This window comes from Metabacillus niabensis (assembly GCF_902829255.1).
Taxonomy (GTDB): Bacteria; Bacillota; Bacilli; order Bacillales; family Bacillaceae; genus Metabacillus; species Metabacillus niabensis.
In genome coordinates, this window is sequence record NZ_CADEPK010000009.1 from 71,694 (window position 1) to 91,944 (window position 20,251).

At 35.7% G+C, this 20,251-nt stretch carries 22 protein-coding genes and 1 pseudogene; 3 read left to right on the forward strand and 20 right to left on the reverse strand.

Annotated features, from left to right (window positions below):
* Window positions 1-9: 9 nt before the first annotated feature.
* From HU235_RS02030 to acpS, 13 genes are all read right to left on the reverse strand, one after another.
* Window positions 10-609 carry a PP2C family serine/threonine-protein phosphatase gene (locus HU235_RS02030; RefSeq protein ID WP_145583632.1) on the reverse strand — a complete coding sequence of 200 codons (600 nt, stop codon included), beginning with the start codon at window positions 607-609 and terminating at the stop codon, window positions 10-12.
* Window positions 606-1,400, reverse strand: a complete 795-nt coding sequence (sigB, locus tag HU235_RS02035) for an RNA polymerase sigma factor SigB (RefSeq protein ID WP_095302526.1) — start codon at window positions 1,398-1,400, stop codon at window positions 606-608. Before sigB ends, HU235_RS02030 begins: the two co-directional genes overlap by 4 nt.
* A complete protein-coding gene (gene rsbW / locus HU235_RS02040) occupies window positions 1,366-1,848 on the reverse strand; it encodes an anti-sigma B factor RsbW (RefSeq protein WP_095302525.1) in 483 nt (160 codons plus the stop codon). Before rsbW ends, sigB begins: the two co-directional genes overlap by 35 nt.
* Window positions 1,845-2,177 carry an anti-sigma factor antagonist gene (locus tag HU235_RS02045; protein WP_095302524.1) on the reverse strand — a complete coding sequence of 111 codons (333 nt, stop codon included), beginning with the start codon at window positions 2,175-2,177 and terminating at the stop codon, window positions 1,845-1,847. The genes rsbW and HU235_RS02045 overlap by 4 nt, the downstream gene beginning before the upstream one ends.
* A 57-nt stretch (window positions 2,178-2,234) precedes the next feature.
* Complete coding sequence (locus tag HU235_RS02050) at window positions 2,235-3,242, reverse strand: PP2C family protein-serine/threonine phosphatase (protein WP_095302523.1); 1,008 nt, start codon at window positions 3,240-3,242, stop codon at window positions 2,235-2,237.
* Between the two features lie 10 nt (window positions 3,243-3,252).
* Window positions 3,253-3,654 (reverse strand): anti-sigma regulatory factor, encoded by a 402-nt coding sequence (locus HU235_RS02055; protein WP_095302522.1) that lies wholly within the window; start codon window positions 3,652-3,654, stop codon window positions 3,253-3,255.
* A gap of 2 nt (window positions 3,655-3,656) precedes the next feature.
* Window positions 3,657-4,019 carry an STAS domain-containing protein gene (locus tag HU235_RS02060; RefSeq protein ID WP_095302521.1) on the reverse strand — a complete coding sequence of 121 codons (363 nt, stop codon included), beginning with the start codon at window positions 4,017-4,019 and terminating at the stop codon, window positions 3,657-3,659.
* Window positions 4,016-4,852, reverse strand: a complete 837-nt coding sequence (locus HU235_RS02065) for an STAS domain-containing protein (protein ID WP_095302520.1) — start codon at window positions 4,850-4,852, stop codon at window positions 4,016-4,018. Before HU235_RS02065 ends, HU235_RS02060 begins: the two co-directional genes overlap by 4 nt.
* Window positions 4,853-5,050: 198 nt before the next feature.
* Window positions 5,051-5,401, reverse strand: coding sequence for a type II toxin-antitoxin system endoribonuclease NdoA (gene ndoA / locus HU235_RS02070; protein WP_026562078.1), 351 nt, complete (start codon window positions 5,399-5,401; stop codon window positions 5,051-5,053).
* A gap of 4 nt (window positions 5,402-5,405) precedes the next feature.
* A complete protein-coding gene (locus HU235_RS02075; RefSeq protein ID WP_095302519.1) occupies window positions 5,406-5,687 on the reverse strand; it encodes a CopG family ribbon-helix-helix protein in 282 nt (93 codons plus the stop codon).
* A 589-nt stretch (window positions 5,688-6,276) separates the two neighbouring features.
* On the reverse strand, window positions 6,277-7,434 hold the full coding sequence (gene alr, locus HU235_RS02080) for an alanine racemase (protein ID WP_095302518.1): 1,158 nt from the start codon (window positions 7,432-7,434) through the stop codon (window positions 6,277-6,279).
* Between the two features lie 236 nt (window positions 7,435-7,670).
* Window positions 7,671-8,693, reverse strand: a complete 1,023-nt coding sequence (locus HU235_RS02085; protein WP_174879215.1) for an outer membrane lipoprotein-sorting protein — start codon at window positions 8,691-8,693, stop codon at window positions 7,671-7,673.
* 271 nt (window positions 8,694-8,964) lie between these two features.
* A complete protein-coding gene (gene acpS, locus HU235_RS02090; protein ID WP_095302517.1) occupies window positions 8,965-9,327 on the reverse strand; it encodes a holo-ACP synthase in 363 nt (120 codons plus the stop codon).
* A 246-nt stretch (window positions 9,328-9,573) separates the two neighbouring features.
* Between acpS and HU235_RS02095 the strand changes: the two are divergent.
* Window positions 9,574-10,164, forward strand: a pseudogene (locus tag HU235_RS02095) (rhomboid family intramembrane serine protease); the annotation flags it as partial.
* Between the two features lie 203 nt (window positions 10,165-10,367).
* Here the strand turns inward: HU235_RS02095 and HU235_RS02100 are convergent.
* The 7 genes from HU235_RS02100 to HU235_RS02130 all read right to left on the reverse strand — a co-directional run bounded on the left by HU235_RS02100 (window position 10,368) and on the right by HU235_RS02130 (window position 18,959).
* Window positions 10,368-11,789 (reverse strand): PH domain-containing protein, encoded by a 1,422-nt coding sequence (locus HU235_RS02100; protein ID WP_170944469.1) that lies wholly within the window; start codon window positions 11,787-11,789, stop codon window positions 10,368-10,370.
* Window positions 11,779-12,258: a PH domain-containing protein gene (locus HU235_RS02105; RefSeq protein WP_174879217.1), complete on the reverse strand. Its 480-nt coding sequence runs from the start codon at window positions 12,256-12,258 to the stop codon at window positions 11,779-11,781. The genes HU235_RS02100 and HU235_RS02105 overlap by 11 nt, the downstream gene beginning before the upstream one ends.
* Before the next feature lie 110 nt (window positions 12,259-12,368).
* Complete coding sequence (gene uvsE, locus HU235_RS02110) at window positions 12,369-13,334, reverse strand: UV DNA damage repair endonuclease UvsE (protein ID WP_174879218.1); 966 nt, start codon at window positions 13,332-13,334, stop codon at window positions 12,369-12,371.
* 143 nt (window positions 13,335-13,477) lie between these two features.
* Complete coding sequence (cshA, locus tag HU235_RS02115; protein ID WP_141231570.1) at window positions 13,478-14,956, reverse strand: degradosome RNA helicase CshA; 1,479 nt, start codon at window positions 14,954-14,956, stop codon at window positions 13,478-13,480.
* Between the two features lie 613 nt (window positions 14,957-15,569).
* Window positions 15,570-16,283, reverse strand: a complete 714-nt coding sequence (locus tag HU235_RS02120; protein WP_174879219.1) for an alpha/beta hydrolase — start codon at window positions 16,281-16,283, stop codon at window positions 15,570-15,572.
* Window positions 16,284-16,415: 132 nt separating this feature from the next.
* On the reverse strand, window positions 16,416-17,780 hold the full coding sequence (locus tag HU235_RS02125; protein ID WP_174879220.1) for a UDP-N-acetylmuramoyl-tripeptide--D-alanyl-D-alanine ligase: 1,365 nt from the start codon (window positions 17,778-17,780) through the stop codon (window positions 16,416-16,418).
* A 102-nt stretch (window positions 17,781-17,882) separates the two neighbouring features.
* Window positions 17,883-18,959: a D-alanine--D-alanine ligase gene (locus HU235_RS02130; RefSeq protein WP_095302509.1), complete on the reverse strand. Its 1,077-nt coding sequence runs from the start codon at window positions 18,957-18,959 to the stop codon at window positions 17,883-17,885.
* Window positions 18,960-19,342: 383 nt separating this feature from the next.
* On the opposite strand from HU235_RS02130, the gene HU235_RS02135 reads away from it, so the two are divergent.
* The gene (locus HU235_RS02135) at window positions 19,343-19,858 is read left to right on the forward strand and encodes an RNA polymerase sigma factor (protein WP_174879221.1); all 516 of its coding nucleotides are present in this window, start codon (window positions 19,343-19,345) and stop codon (window positions 19,856-19,858) included.
* A partial coding sequence (locus HU235_RS02140; protein WP_174879222.1) for an anti-sigma factor occupies window positions 19,858-20,251 on the forward strand: 394 nt, incomplete at its 3' end. The genes HU235_RS02135 and HU235_RS02140, both read left to right, overlap by 1 nt.

The window sequence follows — 20,251 nt, forward strand, 5'->3', positions numbered from 1 at the left end:
TTCCTAATACTAAAATAGTTGACCGACTATATAGGTTAAATCATCATTACGATTGTTTGTATACTGTTTCAAGGATTGTGATAATTCCTCAACAGAATGGCTTTTTTCTAACAATGCTTTAACAGCAGGTAATACAAGACCATCTGTATAAATGATAAATTTAGACCCTTGTTCATAGGAATACGTTTGAGTGCGATATTTCTGGGGTTTCCCTGATAAATATCCTAAAATCGGTATCGGATAAATATATGAGCCTGAGGGCAAAGAAAAAACAAAGCGAATATTACCTACTGAGCTATATGTGAACTGCTTTGTCTGGAATTCTATCTTTAATATAGAAACTGTTGCGCCACGTTTATTTTTTAATTCCTTATTACATAGCTCAATTAACACTTCAACTTTTTCATCATGTTTCTCTTCAACTAACGTACTTATCGCAGAGGATGACTCATTTGCACGTTCACCACTTCCTAGTCCGTCAGCCAAGGCACAAATCAAATATTCATCTGTTGCCTTTAGAAAAAAACTATCCCCACAGCAATCCTTTCCTTGTTTAGGTATTTGATATGCTAACGTCCGAACAAAACTATTTGACTCCTGAATTATCATTTTTCCATCTCCGAGTTAAACAAATCTCCATCGATCGCTTCTTTCAATTTTTGGATAGCCCTCCTCTGTATCCGCGAAACATGCATTTGCGAAATCCCCAGCTTTTTGCCCGTCTCCTTTTGGCTTTTATTCATAATAAACGTATAATCAATAATTTCCTTTTCACGTTCTGTTAAAACATGAAGAACACTTTCTAACATGAGCCTTTGATTTACCTTTTCATAGCCTTGATCTTCCGCACCTACTATATCAAGAATTGTCACCGTACTTCCTTCGGCATCAGCATCGATTGGATGATCAACAGATAAAGCATGATAACTTTTACTCATTTCCATCGTTTCTAACACTTCTTCTTCTGTAACATCCAAATACTCTGCTATCTCTTCGACTCTAGGAGAGCGTTGCTTTTCATTTGTTAAAGCATCAACCGCGGCTTTCATTTTCGGTCCTAATTCCTTGATCCGTCTTGGCACATGGACACTCCATGTTTTATCTCTAAGAAATCGTTTTATTTCTCCGATAATCGTTGGAATCGCAAAAGCCTCAAATGGCTTTCCAATAGAAGGATCATACCTCCGAATCGCCCCTAGCAATCCAATAATCCCCACTTGCTTTAAGTCTTCATGGAACCCTTTCCCTTTAGAATACTTTTTCGCTAACGTATCGACTAAGCCCGAATAGTATTCAACAAGAACAGTTTGAGCCATTTCTTCTTCATTCTGTTGAAATTGTAAGATGAGCTTATTTATGTCCTCTTTAGTTAGCTTCGAAGTTTGAGATGGTTGCGCCATGTTTGATTCGCCCCTCACTTAAATACTTAATCATGAAGACTGTAACACCTGATTTATCAAGGATACGGACTTCATCCATAAGCGTTTCCATCAAATACAGACCTAATCCACCTTCAGGCAGCTGATCTATAGGACTTGAAGCAGAAAAGGGGCCGAGTTCACTTTTCACTTGTTCAAAATCAAAGCTGTTACCATCGTCTGCAATGATTACCTCCAGGCGATCTTCATAAAGGCCAAACCCTACAACAATATCTCCACCCTCATCATGTTTGTAGGCATGCTGTACTGCGTTTGTACACGCTTCACTAGTGGCAATTTTTAAATCCTCAATTTCATCATATGAATATCCCATTCTACTGGCAATTCCTGAAAGGGTTAATCGTATAATTCCTACATACTCTGGCTTTGCGGGAATCCTCATTTCTATATAATCCACTAATTGATTCATTGTACTCCACCCTTTGATTTAGAAGATATATCAATGATGTCATTTAAGCCTGTTATTCTAAATAAGCGTACCAATCGTTCTGACAGCTCAATTAGTCTGAGCTGACCTTCATTTTTTCTAACCATTTTTAACAAACCGATAAACACTCCTAATCCTGTACTATCCATATAAGAAACATTTGCAAGACTTACAACAATAGAAGGATTCGGCATTTGTGCAAGCGGGAAAATTGACTCCCTCAATTTTGGAGCTGTATATACATCAATTTCACCTGTAATCGATATATTCGTTTCATCACTATTATTCGTAATTTCAATTTTAATGTCCATCCTTCTTCACCTCAGAAAGAGCTTTTGTATCCTTTCCATACCCGAAAAATCAATAGATTAAACCACTCTTCTTAGTATTATTAAAGTAAAGTCATCCCTTAATTGAAAGTCCTGCATCTTTTCAAAATGTTTAAATATTTTTTCCACTAATTTCTGCGAAGAATAATGTTTATATTTTTGTATTAAGCTGGTGATAAACGACCTTTCAACAAAACCACTTTCCGTTCTTAATTCAGTTACTCCATCAGTCAATAATACAATCATATCTCCCACTTCAATTTGTCTTTCATACCGCTCATACGTTACTTGTTTATTTACACCTAAAACAAGTCCTTTTGAGTTTAAATCCTCAAATGTATCCGTCTCTGCGAAATAATAAAAGCCTGGCTCATGACCAGCAGATGCATATGTAAATATATGTTTTTCAATGTTATACATTCCATAAAACATCGTAATAAACATGCTTGGGTCTACATTTCTCTCAACAACTCTATTTAAATTTTCTAAAACCTGATTTGGGCTTTTTCGTGATTCTGGCAAGCTATCCATCGCATACTTAATCATCGACATACAAAGTGCCGCAGGAATCCCTTTCCCAATCACATCAGCTACTGCAACACTTATTGCCTCATCATCCTGTACAAAGTGATGAAAATCTCCGTTCATCTGCTTGGCAGGAACACTTATAACTCCTATATCTAATGAATCTACATGTGGTATAGATGTTTCTAATAAGGAACGTTGAACATTTGCAGCGATTTGAATTTCTGACTTAATTTCTAATTGTTGATCTCGTAAACTTTGATGCTCTTGATAAGCTAAGCCATACCCCATCATGACCTCTAGTAAAAAGTCCAAAGAGGTGAGGACTTCACTCTGGATTTGCGGATATAATTCCTGAAGAGCTTTACGATGTGTACTAATAATTTCCTCAGGGGGTACTTGGTGCTCAATCGATTTTCTACTAAACTTTTGTCCCTGATACAAAGCTGTTTCCGTTTGATTATTTATGTAATTTCTTAAAAGACTTACATACTTTTCCTCTAAAAAATGTCTAAAATCCATTCAACCCCTCCTACCGCAACCATTTCACCGCATGAATCGTTGTACCAATTCCAACCTCGGAGTTAATATCAAAATTATCCATTAAGCGCTTAACACCAGGTAACCCAGCACCTAACCCACCTGATGTCGAATAACCATCCTCCATAACTTGGCGAATATCTTGTATTCCAGGACCTTTATCATCCGCGATTATCTTCAATCCTTTTTTGCCATTTTGCTCAATAAGTTCAATTTGTATTTCACCACGTCCTGCATATAAGTAAATATTACGGGCTAGTTCTGATATCGCTGTTGTAATTCTTGCTTGATCTACCGGACCGAAACCGATCTCTTTTGCTGCGCTACGTCCTAATTGACGTGCCGCCACAATATCCCACTCAGTGGTAATCTTCACACAGGATTGGTTCTCCATGCTTACTCCCCCAACTCCCGCCGTAATGTTTCGAGGCCTTTTTCTAAATCTAAAGCTGTTTGCACTCCCTCTAGCTGAATCCCAAGTTCAATTAAAGTGATTGCTACAGCAGGCTGTATCCCCGTTAACACAACCTTTGCTCCCATTAATTTTGACATATTTATTACATCCCCAAGTACTTTCGCAATAAAGGAGTCAATGACATCTAGTGACGTTAAATCAATCACTACTCCGTTTGCACCAGTTTCATATATTCTATGTAATAAGTCCTCTTGGAATTGAAGTGCAGTTTGATCATCAAGCTCCCATTGAATTGAAATGAGTAAACAATTTCCTAATTTTAAAATCGGTATTCTGGTGTTCATTTTCTATCCCCCAATGTAACAATTTTACGATTCGTTAATTGTAGTGCATATTCAATGCCAGCTTGTAAGCTGTTTTTCGTAATGATTTTTCTTAAATCAATCTCAAGGTTTACGATCGTTTGGGCTATTTCAGGCCTAATTCCTACGAGTAAACATTTAGCACCGACGAGTCTAACCGCTTCAGAAGCTTGAATGATGTGATGAGCCACCATCGTATCAACAATCGGAACACCAGTAATATCTATTAATACAACCTCTGAGCGATGCTTAACGACACCAAATAGCAAATTCTCCATAATGTTCCTTGCTCGCTCTGTATCAATCGTCCCAACTAACGGAAGAACACTAATATTATCAAAAATTGGTATTAATGGTGCTGATAATTCTTTTAATGCTAGTTTTTGAAGTGCTACAATTTTTTCCCACGACTCGGCATATTGATTAAGTACCTCATAATTCAGAGGTGTTAACCATTTATCGAAATCAAATACAAGCTTCATTTTTTCTTCATCTGATTGATCTATTGTCATCAAATCAAATAAGATTTTGTTAAATTCTATTAGGCTCATGGAAACTAGCTGTAATGACCACCCTATTTGCACAATTTTTTTTGAAAAATCACTGATTGTGCTAACCATATCTTCTTTTGGGTTTTGTAAATACTGGACTACTATATTGATATATTCATTATAAATAGTAAAAATCACTTCAGAGTTATTGGGATTTGATGCTTTTAGTAACACGGTTTCTTCCATTACGTTTACCCAATTATTTAAAATTTCATTTTTATTAATAAGAATAAATTTATATAACGGGTTTAATGATTCCTGCATATTAATCTCCCCTATAATGTAAAACCACTTTGTTTCCTCTTCATTATATCGATTTTATTCTAGAAAAAGAAATACGCTAAATAGCTTATAATTTTTTCTATTCTTACATTTCAAGGTATCATATCTTAAATTAGTATAAATAAAAAAGGTTGCCAGTTCAGCAACCTTTTTCTTTATTGTAACTAAATTTATTTTTCCCTAAAAATCAATGAGTCCTAAGCTTATCTGTAAGGCTTCGTCCACCTTATCCATCATTTCATCGTCAAGATGGGTAATTTTATCTGTTAGCCTTTGCTTATCAATCGTTCGAATCTGTTCAAGGAGTATTACTGAATCCCGTTCAAATCCGTAACGCTTTGCATCAATCTCAACATGAGTTGGCAATTTTGCTTTTTGAATTTGGGCCGTTATTGCCGCTATAATAACTGTAGGACTAAAGCGGTTTCCGATATCATTTTGAATAATTAATACAGGACGTACGCCACCTTGCTCCGAGCCTACAACAGGGGAAAGATCAGCAAAATATACGTCGCCGCGTTTAACAATCAAATGATTAACCCCCGCTTACTAAGCGTTCAACGGTATGATCAGCCTCAGATTCTGCCAGAAATGCTTCAGATGCAATATTTAAATTAATTTTCGCCATTTCCATGTAACCACGTCTCATAGATTCGCGAATATGGCGCATTTTACGCTCACGAATATACATCTTTGTTGCTTGATAAATAAGCTCGTTTCTGTTTCCGTTTTCCTGTTTAACCAGTCCATCTAATTCTGAAACTAATGCTTGAGGTAACTGAATTAAGATTTCTGTTGTTGCGCTGGATTCAGACACAAACACACACCTCCACAAAACTTACCATCCTATAATTCATTCCAAGTTTAATAATAACATTTACTTCCCAATAAGCAAAGCATTTTCCCTAGAAAAGTGGAACCGTTTGGTCATCGAGAATGAACCAGAGCAATCCATCTGAGATAAAAACACGAAGAGCGATCTTTTCGATGTTAGCTTATCATAAGGAGGATTGTGTGTTCTTTGTATGCTAGGGGGTGCACTGGAAAATAAAAAACTTTAAATAATCCTTTGCTAAAAAAGATTTGTGACTAAACGTCCGTTTTCAGCTAATAAGAAAGATTGAACAAAAACACTAACCACAGATAAATAAGCCAATCAAAACAAAGGAATTCATTACCCTCTATTCATGATTGGCTTATTTACCTTGGATATCTTCACTTTGACTTTAACATATGAAGATTATAAGCAAAGTGCGGTGGTTAGCCAGTCTACAATAAAAAGCAAGAACCATAATGAACTATTTTATTATTCAACAACCTTGTTTGTTAACCCTTCTCTATTATCGACATATACATGTTATTTATTCATTTTATTTGGAACATTTAGATCAGTTTAGGTTTTTATGTTAAAGGTTATTTATGATCGGATTATCTACACTGATTTTCTGTCCATTTTCCCAAAAAATTCGCGGCACTCTCATAGAGATCATACATGTTATTTCATAATTTATTGTATTTAAATGACTTGCAATTTCATCAACAGAGATTTTTTCATTATTTTGTCTACCAATTAGTGTGACTGTTTCACCAATTGGTAACTCATATGGCAACTTGATCATACATTGATCCATACAAATTCGCCCAACCAATGGAGCCCGTTGACCTGCTACAAGTACATCTACATCCCTTAAGGCCCTAATCCAACCATCGGCATATCCAATTGGAATCGTCCCAATCCATTCCTCTGATTTCGCTTCATATGTTGCACCATAGCTTACTTTTGTTCCCTTTGGAACCTTCTTAACATTCACTAATTTGGTTTTTAAAGAAAAAGCCTCTTTAAGTGTATATGGCAATTCATCCTTTATTTCAAGTGAAGGTGTTAAGCCGTACATGGAGATGCCAAGTCTTACAGCATTATATACCTTCTCTGGAAACCGCAGTCCTGTTGCACTATTCCCACAATGAACAAGTAATTCATCGTGTGGAATTAGTTCTAAAAACTCATCGAATTTCTCATATTGTTCATTAAAATATGTGACGTCTTTCTCATCTGCTGTTGCAAAATGAGTATAAATTCCTTCAATATGAAAACACGAGGATGTTTTTACATAGTCGAATATCGCTAAAAGGCTTTTTTCTTCCCTTACTCCTAATCGACTCATTCCCGTATCTAATTTGACGTGAATTTTCACAGTACCCTCTTGAATATATTGCGATGCTTCAACAAGCCAATCTAAAGAAAACACCGTTAATGTAATATCATACTTAATAGCCAACTGGATAGCACTTGCTCTTGTTGCACCGAGGATTAAAATCGGCGCCTCAATCCCACTGTTACGCAACGCGATCGCTTCATCAAGAAATGCTACAGCTAACATGGATGCTCCAGATTTTATAGCAGTTTTTGCTACCTGAACGGAGCCATGACCATAAGCATTTGCCTTAACAACTGCAATAACTTTAACATTTTTACCAACATGCTCTTTCATTGACTTAACATTATGTGAAATTGCATCTAAATCAATATCAACCCACGTATCTCGATAAAATTCTTGCTGCATTTACAATTACACTTCCTCAGCCTGACTTTACTACAACATTTATTATTTGATTACAATGCAAAATTGTCAAATAGTTTCGAGGGAAAAATAGAAGGATTTTACAAAGATTTAAAAATTTGATACGTAGCTCTTAGTTTAATAGGTTACTCCACTACAATAAGCAATTGAGGAAGGTTCCTTCCACTTACATCCAAAAGGATAAATGAAAGAACGGGTGGACTTTGCCACCCGAATGATTATTTTGCCGCCTGACCTTGGATTGATTTTGCTACCATAAGCATTTCATCCTCTGATAAATCTTCAGACGCTAACATGTAGTCAACACCGTCATGAGTCCACGTCAATGTTGTATCAGACATCGCTCCAATTGTGAATCCTAAATCTGTCGGTTGACCGTTCACATATGTTGATGTTGAGGCTGAAGCTGGTGCAGCTATTTCAGCACTTTCCTGAATTAAAGTAAATGATTTTTCATTTCCTTCAAAAGTAGCAATAACTCGTTTGCCATTTTCAGTTTTCACTTCATTTTCTTCAACTAATGAGAATCCTTCTGGCATTTCTAAAGGATACTTAACAGCAAATGACTCATTGTCGCCAGATGCCATTGTTGGGACTTCAATTTGCGCACTAGACATATTCTTTTCGACATCGAATGAGTTATCGTCAAATGATGCATTAAATTCAAATTTCGTAAATTCAACAATAACAAGTGGATTTTTATCTGTATCCATCACTTTCACACTAGATGGTGATAGATCTTTTTTATTAAAGGTAATCTCTTGTGTAGGCAGCATTTTATTATTTTGATAGTTCGTTTTAGTTTCAAACACATATTTGTTTTCCGCTGCACTAAAAGTAGCTTCCGGGTCATTCACAATATCTTTAATTAATGATTCATAAAGGTAGGCTTGACTACTGTTTTGCGGCCATTCACTTTGGAAACGGAAGCTTTTGTTTAATGCCGGAGTTAACACAAACACACCTTCATCATTACGCAAAATCATTTGACTTTGCTCTTTTTGCGAATTTTTAAGATTTACTCGGTAATATTCCGGTCCTTTAAACCATATTTCAATTTCATATTCCTGTGGCTCACTACCTGTTTGAAGCGTCATCTTCCCTTTGGCCTTATACCCTGACATTTCATCCATCTTCTTTTCTAACGCCCGAACTACATCTGACTGTGATTTCTCGCCACATGCTGCGAGAACGAATACTGTTAAAAGCCCTACTAATAATAACACCAAGCTTTTTTTCAACATGTCCAACCCCTTTGCCTCATATAACGTTAAAAAGGAAGAAATCATTTTGCTAGAACCTCACCTTCATCAGCTGAAGAGACTTGTTATACATTATTTTGCTTAGCCAAAGATTAAAAGATGAACTTCTAAAACAACTTGTCTTCCCTATCGCATTACCAAATATATGAGACAAACTTTCCTAATATGCAAGATATTTTGTCCAGAAAGTAGTTTAGGGATTGATTCATAATAAAAGTGAAATGAATCCTATATCTATCTTACTAGAGCTTCATTTTTCTATAATAACTTGAGCTGCGGCGTATTGCCTTGTATGTGTTATCGTGACATGAATCGTTAATGGCTCCTCTATTTCCTTTAGCAGCTGGATAAAAGGCTTGCCTCTTTCATCATTCAAGACCTCAATATCTAAAAATCCTATCTCTTTCCCAATACCTGTACCTAATGCCTTTGAAAAGGCTTCTTTTACAGAAAATCGTCCTGCTAAAAATTCAACCTTTCTTTCCTTTGAAAGAGTCATAAACTTCTCAATTTCCCCGATTGTTAAAATTCGCTTTATAAATCCAGGCTGTCGTTCAATAATTCTTCTAATTCTATCTAATTCAATAATATCTAAACCAATGCCCATTATCATCTAACGTAACATCCTTCCACAAAACCATTTATAGTACTATTTTATCCAACTTGTACATATTCGTGTTAGTATAAAGTTGGGATCTTAATTAGTGGGTTTATTCACGACAACAAGGTTTTGTGGTTCAACCATAAAGTCATTTACTAGAAGTTTCCCCATTTATGATTCATACATTTTTTAATAACAAAGGCAAATTTCATATAAATGATTATGATGACAACCTAACAAAATCCAGGAGGGCGAATAATGTTTACTAGAACTGAAAATTTCCGCACTTTCCTTTCCCTGTATCCAATCGTATCGCTTATTGTTTGCATACATCTTGTATTCTGGTTTTTATTTCAATTGCCCATTCCAGCTATTCAACTCTTTTTAGGGTTATTAGACGGTTACAATGCAGGGATTGCAAATGGAGAATATTGGCGGTTAATTACCCCTATTTTTCTTCACATGACCTTTAGTCATCTATTTTTTAATACAATCTCTCTCATTTTATTTGCACCTGCATTAGAAAGAATGTTAAAAAAGGTTAAATTTATTCTCATCTATTGTATTTCCGGTATTATCGCAAACATAGCAACCTATCTTATTGAACCGCTCAATTATTCCCATTTAGGTGCATCCGGGGCAATATTTGGGTTGTTCGGAGTCTATCTTTTTATTGTCTATTTTAGAAAGGGCTTAATTGACCAAGCAAATTCTCAAGTTATTATTAGTATCCTAGTTATAGGTGTTATTATGACCTTTTTTAATTCAAATACAAATGTTGTTGCCCATCTATTCGGTTTATTTGGCGGTTTTCTTATAGCTCCTCTCTTTATCAAAAAAAGCGGCCGGTTTGTTCATCAAACATATTACAGTCCACAGTCTCGAAGCTTTTCAATAAATAAATTCAAAGCAAAACATATTGCATGGATGATTTTTGGTATCCTCATCTTAATTGGTGTTCTCGTTCAATTTAATTAGATTTCATAGCTACATTAGAAGAATGTATTCATAACAAACAGACACGAAAAAGTCTTCGTGCCTGTTTTCCTTCTTTATGAATAAGAGTACCAATCAACGATCAAATCAGCATCCCTTTCATCTAAATCCTTTACAACAAATGATTTACCCAATACTCCAGATTTAATTGTCACACTAATCGTTTGCAGCCCATTTCTTCTTTGAAAATAAGAGATTTTACTTTTCATCGATTGTATTTTGTTTCGCTGAATTAATACGGTCGTTTTCGAAATCACTCGAAAGCTTAATTGGAGTCGATTATCATTAATCACCCATCCAGCATTTTTAAAGGCAAGGTAACCCCAATAATAGCCTATCGGAAGTAAAACAATTGATAATAATCCCCACTGTAAATAAACAATAATTAATGGAATGCAAATAACTACCGCCGGTAATAGTTTTCTAAACAAATATCGTTGTAAAGATTTTTTAGGCAAAGGGTATACGGTTTGCTCGTTTGCAAATGAAGGGAGGTACTGAGCAAGCAATATTTGCACATCTTTTCGATTGACGACAGGAAATAGTATTGTTGAAAGTCCTTGATCGCTCGCACTACCTCCTGCACTTTCGATATAAATTGTTGAATAGCCCAGTAGTTCTCTTAATGGATTTTGAACAATTCTAATTGCTTGAATCCGCGATATTGGAATAGAGACTTGTTGCTTCTCAAATATCCCCTTCGAAATTCTTATTTCCTTTTCATCCTTTGTTACCGTAAAATATGCATATTTCAGTAAGACTCCAATAACGCTTAATATCCACGTAATGACGAACGCAATGAAAATTAAAATGGCATAGATTGTGAAGCTAGCATTTGCTAAAAAATCAAACTGTTCGTATATCTTCTCATATGGGATAATTTCGTCAAATTGTGATATAAAGGCCGCAATAGCTGATAAAATAACCCCTACTCCACTTGAGGTAGATGCTGCAATAAGCAGCTCTTTCTTGCTAATTTTATATGTTGGAAGTTCAATTTCTTTCTCTTCATCATCTTGTGAAAGTGAGGCCCCATTTTTATATATTGAAATGGCCTGTTCAATAGTATGTACATCTTCTTTCTTAATCGCTGTTAAGATAGCTTCAGCCTCAATACCACCGCTAGCTGTTTCTATTTGAACATTGACTAGTCCGAAGATTTGTTGAATAATTCCGGCACGAATATTAATAGATTGAATCCGTTCAATCGGGATATAGCGCTTTTTCTTTACAAAAACTCCATGCTCTATTCTAAATTCCCCATCTTCAATCCAATATTTGAATTTTAACCATTCTAAAAAACTAGATAACAGCATGAAGGCAAAAATTGCGACAATACCGAGGAAGAAATAGATATTGAAATCTATATTTCCTCCAACGAAAAATAGAACAATAAATGAAGCAATATAAGATTTAATCGCCTTGATTAGGTTTAATATCATGCCAACCGGGTGAATACGCTTAGGTTCAAACATCATCATCAGTCACCCTAGCTAGCTTTGAAATTCGATCTCTTAGCACCTCAGCCTCGTTAATATCCAAAGCTGGAATTTCATGTGTTGTAGCAGCTGTTGAAATTTCAATGGAGGCTAAACGGTATTTCCTCAATAAAGGACCTTGATGTGTATCAACATGCTGTACTCTTACCATCGGAATAAGAACCCGTTTGACAACGAAAAAACCGTATTGAAGATCAATCTCATGCTCATGAACTTCATAACGCCAGACACGGTGTCGCAGCTTAGGGATGATAAAAATTGATAAAATTGAATAAATCACCCATACCACCGCTAAACCGACCGTAATCCAAAAAGGAAACTCAAAAAAATAAATACCGAATCCGATAGCAATGCCGATAATTAAACAAATACATGCACTAATCACTGCACTGATTTTCCAAACAGTTAGTGCTTTTAAGCTTATTTGATTTCGAGGTAATTCTCGCAAGACACTCTCCCCTTTAAACACCCAATAACATATGATATAACCAATAAAAACTCAATTTATTATATCATAATGGCTCCCTACCCTTTTCTATTTTATGTAAACTTTATAATTTAATGGATTTTAAAGGTTGTTTTATCGATCCATTCGATTTCTGAATACTTGCGTAAATCGTTTGCAAGCTGAAAGAGTGCGTTATCTTTTTGCTTTGCTTCAATCATACAATCAAGCTTATCAAGGCTTCCCTTAATCGTTGTTAAAAACTTCATAAACATTTTGTCATCGACATACTCAGAATGGGCGCGAAAGTCTTTTTCACTTTTCGGACTGGAGATATGCATTTTCGGTGGTAAACTTGAACCGTTCCAGGTCGAAAGAATTCTTTGCCAATTATGCTCCCAGTTTTCGTCATCATGATAGGCTAAATGATGATGATAATCAAACACTTGTGGAATCCCTAGCTTTTCACATAAATACAAGGCATCATTTACATGAAAAGTAGTATCGTCATTTTCCAGCATTAACATCTCCTGAATTTTAACCGGAATATGTCCCCAATTATTGATAAATTGCTCTAACGCTTTGTCCTTATCATTATAGGCACCACCTATATGCAAAACACATCGGTGCCTTGAGGGAATTTCCATCCCCTTTAGTAAGCGTTCATGCATTTGTAAAGTCTTTAAAGACATCTTGAGGATAGATGGATCTGTTGAATTAAGTACAACAAAATGGTCTGGATGAAAATCGACCCTCATAGGATGCTCCTTTAAATAATCAGCAATTCGCTTTAAAGAAGGGATTAAACTTCCCATATAGTCCCAATCAAGAAGCTCTTCATGATTTGCTAAAGGAATTAATTTAGAACTAAACCGAAAAAAGTGAATGTCATGAGCAGCATTATGCTTCAATAAGCGAAGGCAGTTCTCAAGATTTATTTGGGCAATTCTTTCAAGCTTTGCAATTGCTGCCTCTCTGTCCTTTATTTTTTGAAATTGTGTAAAAGTCATCGTTTTGGAAGGTGAACAATTTTGTAGATTCATACTCATCGCAACATAACCTAATCGAATAATTGTCATCTCAAAGCACCCCTATTTAACCAATAGAGATAATTGGTATATTTATTAATTTCTTCTCCCCACTAGCATTCCCAAATAAAATAAAACCATTTTTATGACACAATAAAAAAGCCGAACCCAAAAGATTGGATTCGACCTTATCATTATTTTGAATTAGAGTAACGACGCTTGTTATTATTACCTTTGCTTCGATCACGATCACCGTAAGAACGATTATTCGGCTTCTTTTGTCCGCCACTACGATTATAATCGCCACGTCTACGGTTATTAGAAGAACGGTTTTTACCTTTTGATTTTGAATACAATGGAGCCTCTTCCGTTAATTTTACTTCAACAGAGTTAGGTTCTTTTGTCATAAATTTAATCGCCGCTGCCACTACATCTTGAGCATCAAATTCCTCTAAAAGCTCTTCTGCCGTACGCTTATAGAAAGATAAATTATCGCTTTCGATAATTGAGCGGATTTTTTCAACAGTCATTTGTTGTTGGCTTTCGATTGCCTCATCCAATGTTGGTGGCTTCATACGATCCATTTTACGTTTTGTTGTGCGCTCGATATTTTTAACAATATCTAATTCACGTGGTGTAACGAATGTCATCGCCATACCTGTTTTACCAGCACGTCCAGTACGACCAATTCTGTGTACATAACTTTCAGGATCTTGTGGCACATCAAAGTTATATACATGTGTTACGCCAGAGATATCAAGACCACGTGCAGCAACATCTGTTGCAACAAGGACTTCAATTGCACCCTCTTTAAATTTACGTAAAGTTGACATACGTTTTGCTTGAGTTAAGTCACCGTGAATACCTTCAGCTGTATAACCTCTTAATGTTAATGCCTCAGATAACTCATCTACACGACGTTTTGTACGTCCAAAGACAATCGCCAGCTCAGGAGATTGAATATCAAGAAGTCTTGTTAAAATATCAAATTTCTTTCTTTCTTGTGTTTCTAAATAATATTGTGTAATATTCGGAACCGTCATTTCTTTTGCTTTTACTTTGACTAACTCCGGATTTTGCATAAATTTCTCTGCAATGCGTCTAATCGGATCTGGCATAGTAGCTGAGAATAATAATGTCTGACGTTCCTCTGGTACGTTTGATAAAATTGATTCAATATCCTCGATGAATCCCATATTTAGCATTTCATCTGCTTCGTCTAAGACAACTGTGTGAACCGCGTTAAGACGAATAGTTTTACGATTAATATGGTCAATTAAACGTCCAGGAGTTCCGACAATAATATGCGGGTTTTTCTTTAATGAACGAATCTGTCTGTTAATATCTTGGCCACCGTAAATTGGAAGAACGCGTGTGCGTTTATGATATCCAATTTTATAAAGCTCTTCCGAAACTTGAATCGCTAATTCACGAGTTGGAGCAACGACAACTGCTTGAATATGCTCCTTTTTCACATCGATCTTTTCGATAAGAGGTATTCCGAATGCTGCTGTTTTTCCAGTTCCTGTTTGTGCTTGACCAATTACGTCTTTATTTTGCAAGCCTAACGGAATGGTTTGTGCTTGAATTGGTGATGGCTCCTCGAAGCCCATTTTACTTATTGATTGCATAAGTGACGAACTTAAACCTAAATCTTGAAACGTTAATGTCAATGTATTCATACTCCTTCTATATCGTTTGCTGTAAATATTTACAGACCTTATAGGTAATAGGTTTCTTAATCGTATTCATAATGAAACGATGTTATATATTCAACCTTAGCTTTATCTAAAAGCTATAAGAAAGATTATTTAATAATGATTCATCATGAAAACAGTGATGAAAAAACCGCTTAAATAAAATTGTGTTCAATTAATAATGGTACCTGCCATTATTTAACTGAAAGAAAACAAACTATCGCCGAACACTCTGATAGTAATGGACAGATTTCAGCCTTAAATCCTCATCTTGTACTCCTTAACGTCCTGTTATAGAAGGATAAAAAGCTGAAGTCTATTCAAAGGGATTGATTCAAACAAAGCTTACTCAACAAATGTGGCATAATCATTAAAGTACGCCTTTAAGCTTTCCTTTCCCTCACCTTCACACAAAAAAAGCCCTTTATTCTCTTACAAGGGCAGCAGTTTACCTTATTTAAAGCCCGCAAACACTTTAAAAGTAATCATACCACTACAAGCCCCTTATTTCAACTTAATGTAAGACAGCTACTTCTAAAAATATGCATGGATAGAAAAATTTCGTCTCTTACCTTCACTTCAACTATCATTATGACAATAGGGCGTTATTCATTTGTTCCTCGTAGAGAAATCTTTCTACAGATTCTCTTAACACTTCATAATCTTCTCCATAGCAAACGTGATGTTTAGAAGTTGGAAGTAGCTTAAGCTTCTTTTCCTTGGAAGGAATTACTTCATATAAATAATAGGCACTTTTGACAGGGACAATCCCATCACGCTCACCTTGAATAATTAGGACAGGTAACGTCAATTCCTTTAAAATAGGACGTACCTTTTTGACAAGCTTTTGAAATTCAAGTGTTGCACGTAATGGAGTCTCAAAAAGCTTCCTTCTATAACGGTTATAAAGCTCATTTTGACTTAGCTTCCCTGACCAGAAATCTTTTAGCATGTCTTTAAAATCTAACAAAAGCTGCTTTGGATTGACATAATATGCTGCAGCACTTAGTAAAACGAGTTTTTTCACCTGATAATTTGCCGCTAAATAAGAGGCAATAATTCCCCCCATAGAAAATCCAATAACATATACTTCATCAACTTCCTCCATTAAAGCTAAAAGCTCCTGTTCAGCATGGGAAACCCATTCATCATATGTGTGTCCCTTTAACGAAAGGGTTTCCCCATGCCCAGGTAAAGTTGGGACCCTCACAATCCATCCTGTTTTTTCCCTAATATCATTTGCCAATGGATCTACTTCATAAGGCGCACCGGTAAAGCCATGAATAAAAAGGCAACCTATCATATGAAATGTAAACCTCCCTTTGAAAGCATACGGACACGTTTATATGGCAACATATCATTTTTCGAAGGTAAGGAAATGGTTTTTCCACAATGTTATCATTCACTTTTTATAAAATTTTCATCCACATGTTTTTCAATTAGTTATTGCATTGACTACTTCTTCAAGCCTCATTCCACGTGATGCTTTAATTAGAACAATATCCTTAGGCTGCAGATACGACTTTAACTGTTTAATTAACGCATTTTTATCATCAAAATGGTGAATTACATCTGGAGAAAATTTCTCTTCCGCACCTCTCGCAATTTCTTTCCCTAAAGAGCCATATGTAAACACATGATCTATTTTAGCGGAATCAATAGAAGCTCCGATTTGATAGTGATATTCCTTTTCTGCTTCTCCTAATTCAAGCATATCTCCTAAGACAACGATTTTTTGATTAAAACCGTCTAGATCCATTAATAGATTGATTGCCGCCTTCATTGAGCTAGGGCTTGCATTATACGCATCATTTATGACAGATACACCTTGCTCTGTCTCTATGAGTTCTAATCTCATTCCCGTTACCTTTAATTGGCTAAATCCTTGAATCATTGCATCTTCTTGTACTTTGAAATGCTTTGCGACTGCATATGCTGCTAGAGCATTTAGAACATTATGCTTACCTAAAACAGGTATTGTGTATTCAACATTATTTACTTGAAAGCTAGTGCCGTTAATCGCTTGCTTCATGTTCGTTGCAACAAAGTCGTTTTGACTGTGCTCCCCAAAGGTAATGGTTTTAATTAGTAAAGCCTGCACTCTCTCTTCTAAAAGTGGCTCATCACCATGATAAATTAAGACGCCGTCTTCCTTCAAACCTTTTACAATTTCTAGCTTAGCATCAGCTATTCCTTCCCTTGAGCCTAAATCCATCAGATGTGATTCACCAATATTCGTTATAATCGCTACATCTGGTTTTGCAATGTTTGATAAAAGCTCAATTTCCCCTTTACCGCTCATGCCCATTTCTAATATGGCTATCTCCGTTTCCTCTTCCATATTTAGAACAGTTAATGGTAAACCTATATGGTTATTGAAATTCCCTTTTGTTTTATGAACTTTATATGTTGTTTCAAGAAGAGCTGCGACCATATCCTTCGTTGTTGTCTTCCCATTACTTCCCGTAATTCCAACTATTTTTGGCCTCACTTCATTTAAATAGGCCTCTGCAAGTTGTTGTAATGCACGTAATGTATCTTTAACGAAAATGACCGGAACATCTTTTGGAGGGTTTCCTTCTGATTCCTGCCATACAATTGCACTCGCACCATTTTCTAATGCACTTGCAACAAATTCATGCCCATTAAATTTTTCCCCAACTAGCGGAAAAAACAAATTCCCCTTAATTACTGCACGGGAATCTGTTGTGACTCCAAAAATTTCAAGATTGTAATCTTTTTCAGCTAATCCCCAGCCATGTACTACTTTTTCAATATGAGATAACGTTCTTCGTATCAATCTCTTCACTCCTTTTTCAACATTTCTTTCTCACAAAATAAAGAGGAACTGATATGATCGCTATTCAGTTCCAGCTTTTGTAAAATCTATATAAAAAGATGATTAAAAAGTATATTTGATTTGTTGTTTTTGTTCATAACGTTCAAGCGCTAAGTCCACTAGCTTTTCAATAAGGCTAGGATAGTTAATACCACTCTCTTTCCATAATAACGGGAACATACTATATGGAGTAAATCCTGGCATTGTGTTTACCTCATTGATTAATGCCTTCCCATCCTCAGTAAGGAAAAAGTCTGCACGGACTAAACCAGAGCCATCAATTGCTTTAAAGGCTTTAATTGCCATGTCTTTAATTGTTTCATATTCATCATGAGATAACTGTGTAGGTATGATTAAATCTGTGTCGCCATCTTCATACTTTGCCTTATAATCATAAAATTCTTTTTTAGGGGCAATTTCTCCTACTACAGAGCATTGTGGATTGTCATTTCCAATTACAGCAATTTCAATTTCCCGACCAACAATTCCCTCTTCGATAATGACTTTCCGATCGTATTCAAACGCTTCTTTGAATGCAGCCTCAAGCTCAGCTCTGTCTTTACATTTGCTAATCCCTACACTTGAGCCTAAATTGGCAGGCTTCACGAAGCAAGGATAACCTAATTGTTCTTCTACTTCCTTATAGGCTTGTTCTTGATTACTTTCAAAATCGCTCTTAATAAAAGATACATAACTTGCTTGTGCTAAACCAGCTTGTGCAAATAAATTTTTCATGACTACTTTATCCATTCCAGCTGCAGATGCTAAAACGCCGTTCCCAACATACGGAATATTCAATAACTCTAGAAGCCCCTGAACAGTACCGTCCTCTCCATTAGGTCCGTGTAATAATGGGAAAATGACATCTAGCTTTTCCGCTTCAACAGTTGTAGGGAATAAATCTGAGTTTAATGTGACTGGGGAAAACAAACTTCCTTGTTCAAGCTTTAGTACACTTACTTCTTTAATTGGCTCTTGTAATGCTCCCCCTCTAATCCACTCACCTTTATCTGATATATATATAGGATGTATTTCAAACTTGTTAAAATCTAACGCATTTATAACTGCAAGGGCTGTTTGCAATGATACTTGATGCTCTGCAGACTTCCCACCGTAGATAAGACCTAATTTCATTTTCATTTTTAGACTTCCTCCTCGAGTTTAATCATTCCTATTTTATCACTTTACATAGAAATTGTTAGCCATGAATCTATATTTACTCAACTAAGTTTTACTTTCTCAAACCCATTACGAACAAAATTTCCTAAAGGGGATTTAGGAAATATATGTCATAATCAAGATAGTTACATATATAACATACGTTCGCTTAATATTTTTTTGGCTTTTCAATTATATGTATGTTCCTTTTAGGCACAAGGCCACTAATAAAACCGTTAATTTCATACCTGTTAGTCGTTTTTACCATCATTTTAGTTTCACTACTTTTTTCTCTTTTATGAAGACAAAACGAAACATCTGCAATTTTTATACGTCTTTTAAATGAAGCTAGGGGGGAGACAATTTTGGACAAAGAGACAATTACACAGTTGATCGAGACACATCGAGCAAAAATTATTAAGGTAACGAAAAACATCATCAAAAATCCCTCTCTGGTAGAAGATATTGTTCAAGATGCAAGTATCAAAATCTACACTTACTTTCAAAAACGGGATTATGAGATTCCTAAAAATATTGAAGCATGGGTAACGATTCTTACTAAAAACACCGCCTATGATCATCTTAGAAAATTAAAACGTCATCAAGAAGTACATCAACAGGTTAGTGATGAATACCAACAGGAAAAAACACTCGATACACCGGAGAGACAACTTATATCAAAAGAACAGGTCCAGCATATTAATCAAGTCTTCCACTTACTTGATGAAGAAACAAGAGAAATCTTTATTCTCCGTAATAAAGGGTATTCATACCAGGAAATAGCTCAGCTTAAAAACCTTTCTCTCGGTAAAGTAAAAACAAAAATATTTCGTGGAAGAAAAAAAATGATGGACCATCTAATTGATAAGGGGGTGTTGTAATGACCTGTCGAAAGCAAAATAGAATCCTTATGTTTGACCAGCTAACAGAGAGTGAACAAAATCAGCTGTTAGACCATATTGAGACGTGTGCAAAGTGTGAAACCTATTTTGACCAATACTTATTATTAGAGGAAGGACTAGACGTCCTACTTATGGATGAAGCGATACCGCTATCCGCTAATAAGAAAAAAAGCATTCCTGCAATATTGAGACCGGCATTGCTCGCCTGTGCATCGATGTTCTTCATTTTTTTACTAATCTGGAATAATGATTCAGTGAGGGCTGTTATCGAATCAACAATAAATGAAGTCATTGTCGAATACTTAATAAAAAATATGGAACCTTTAGAACCTGAAAATGAAACGTCTAAAACCGAAAAAATAACCTATGCAA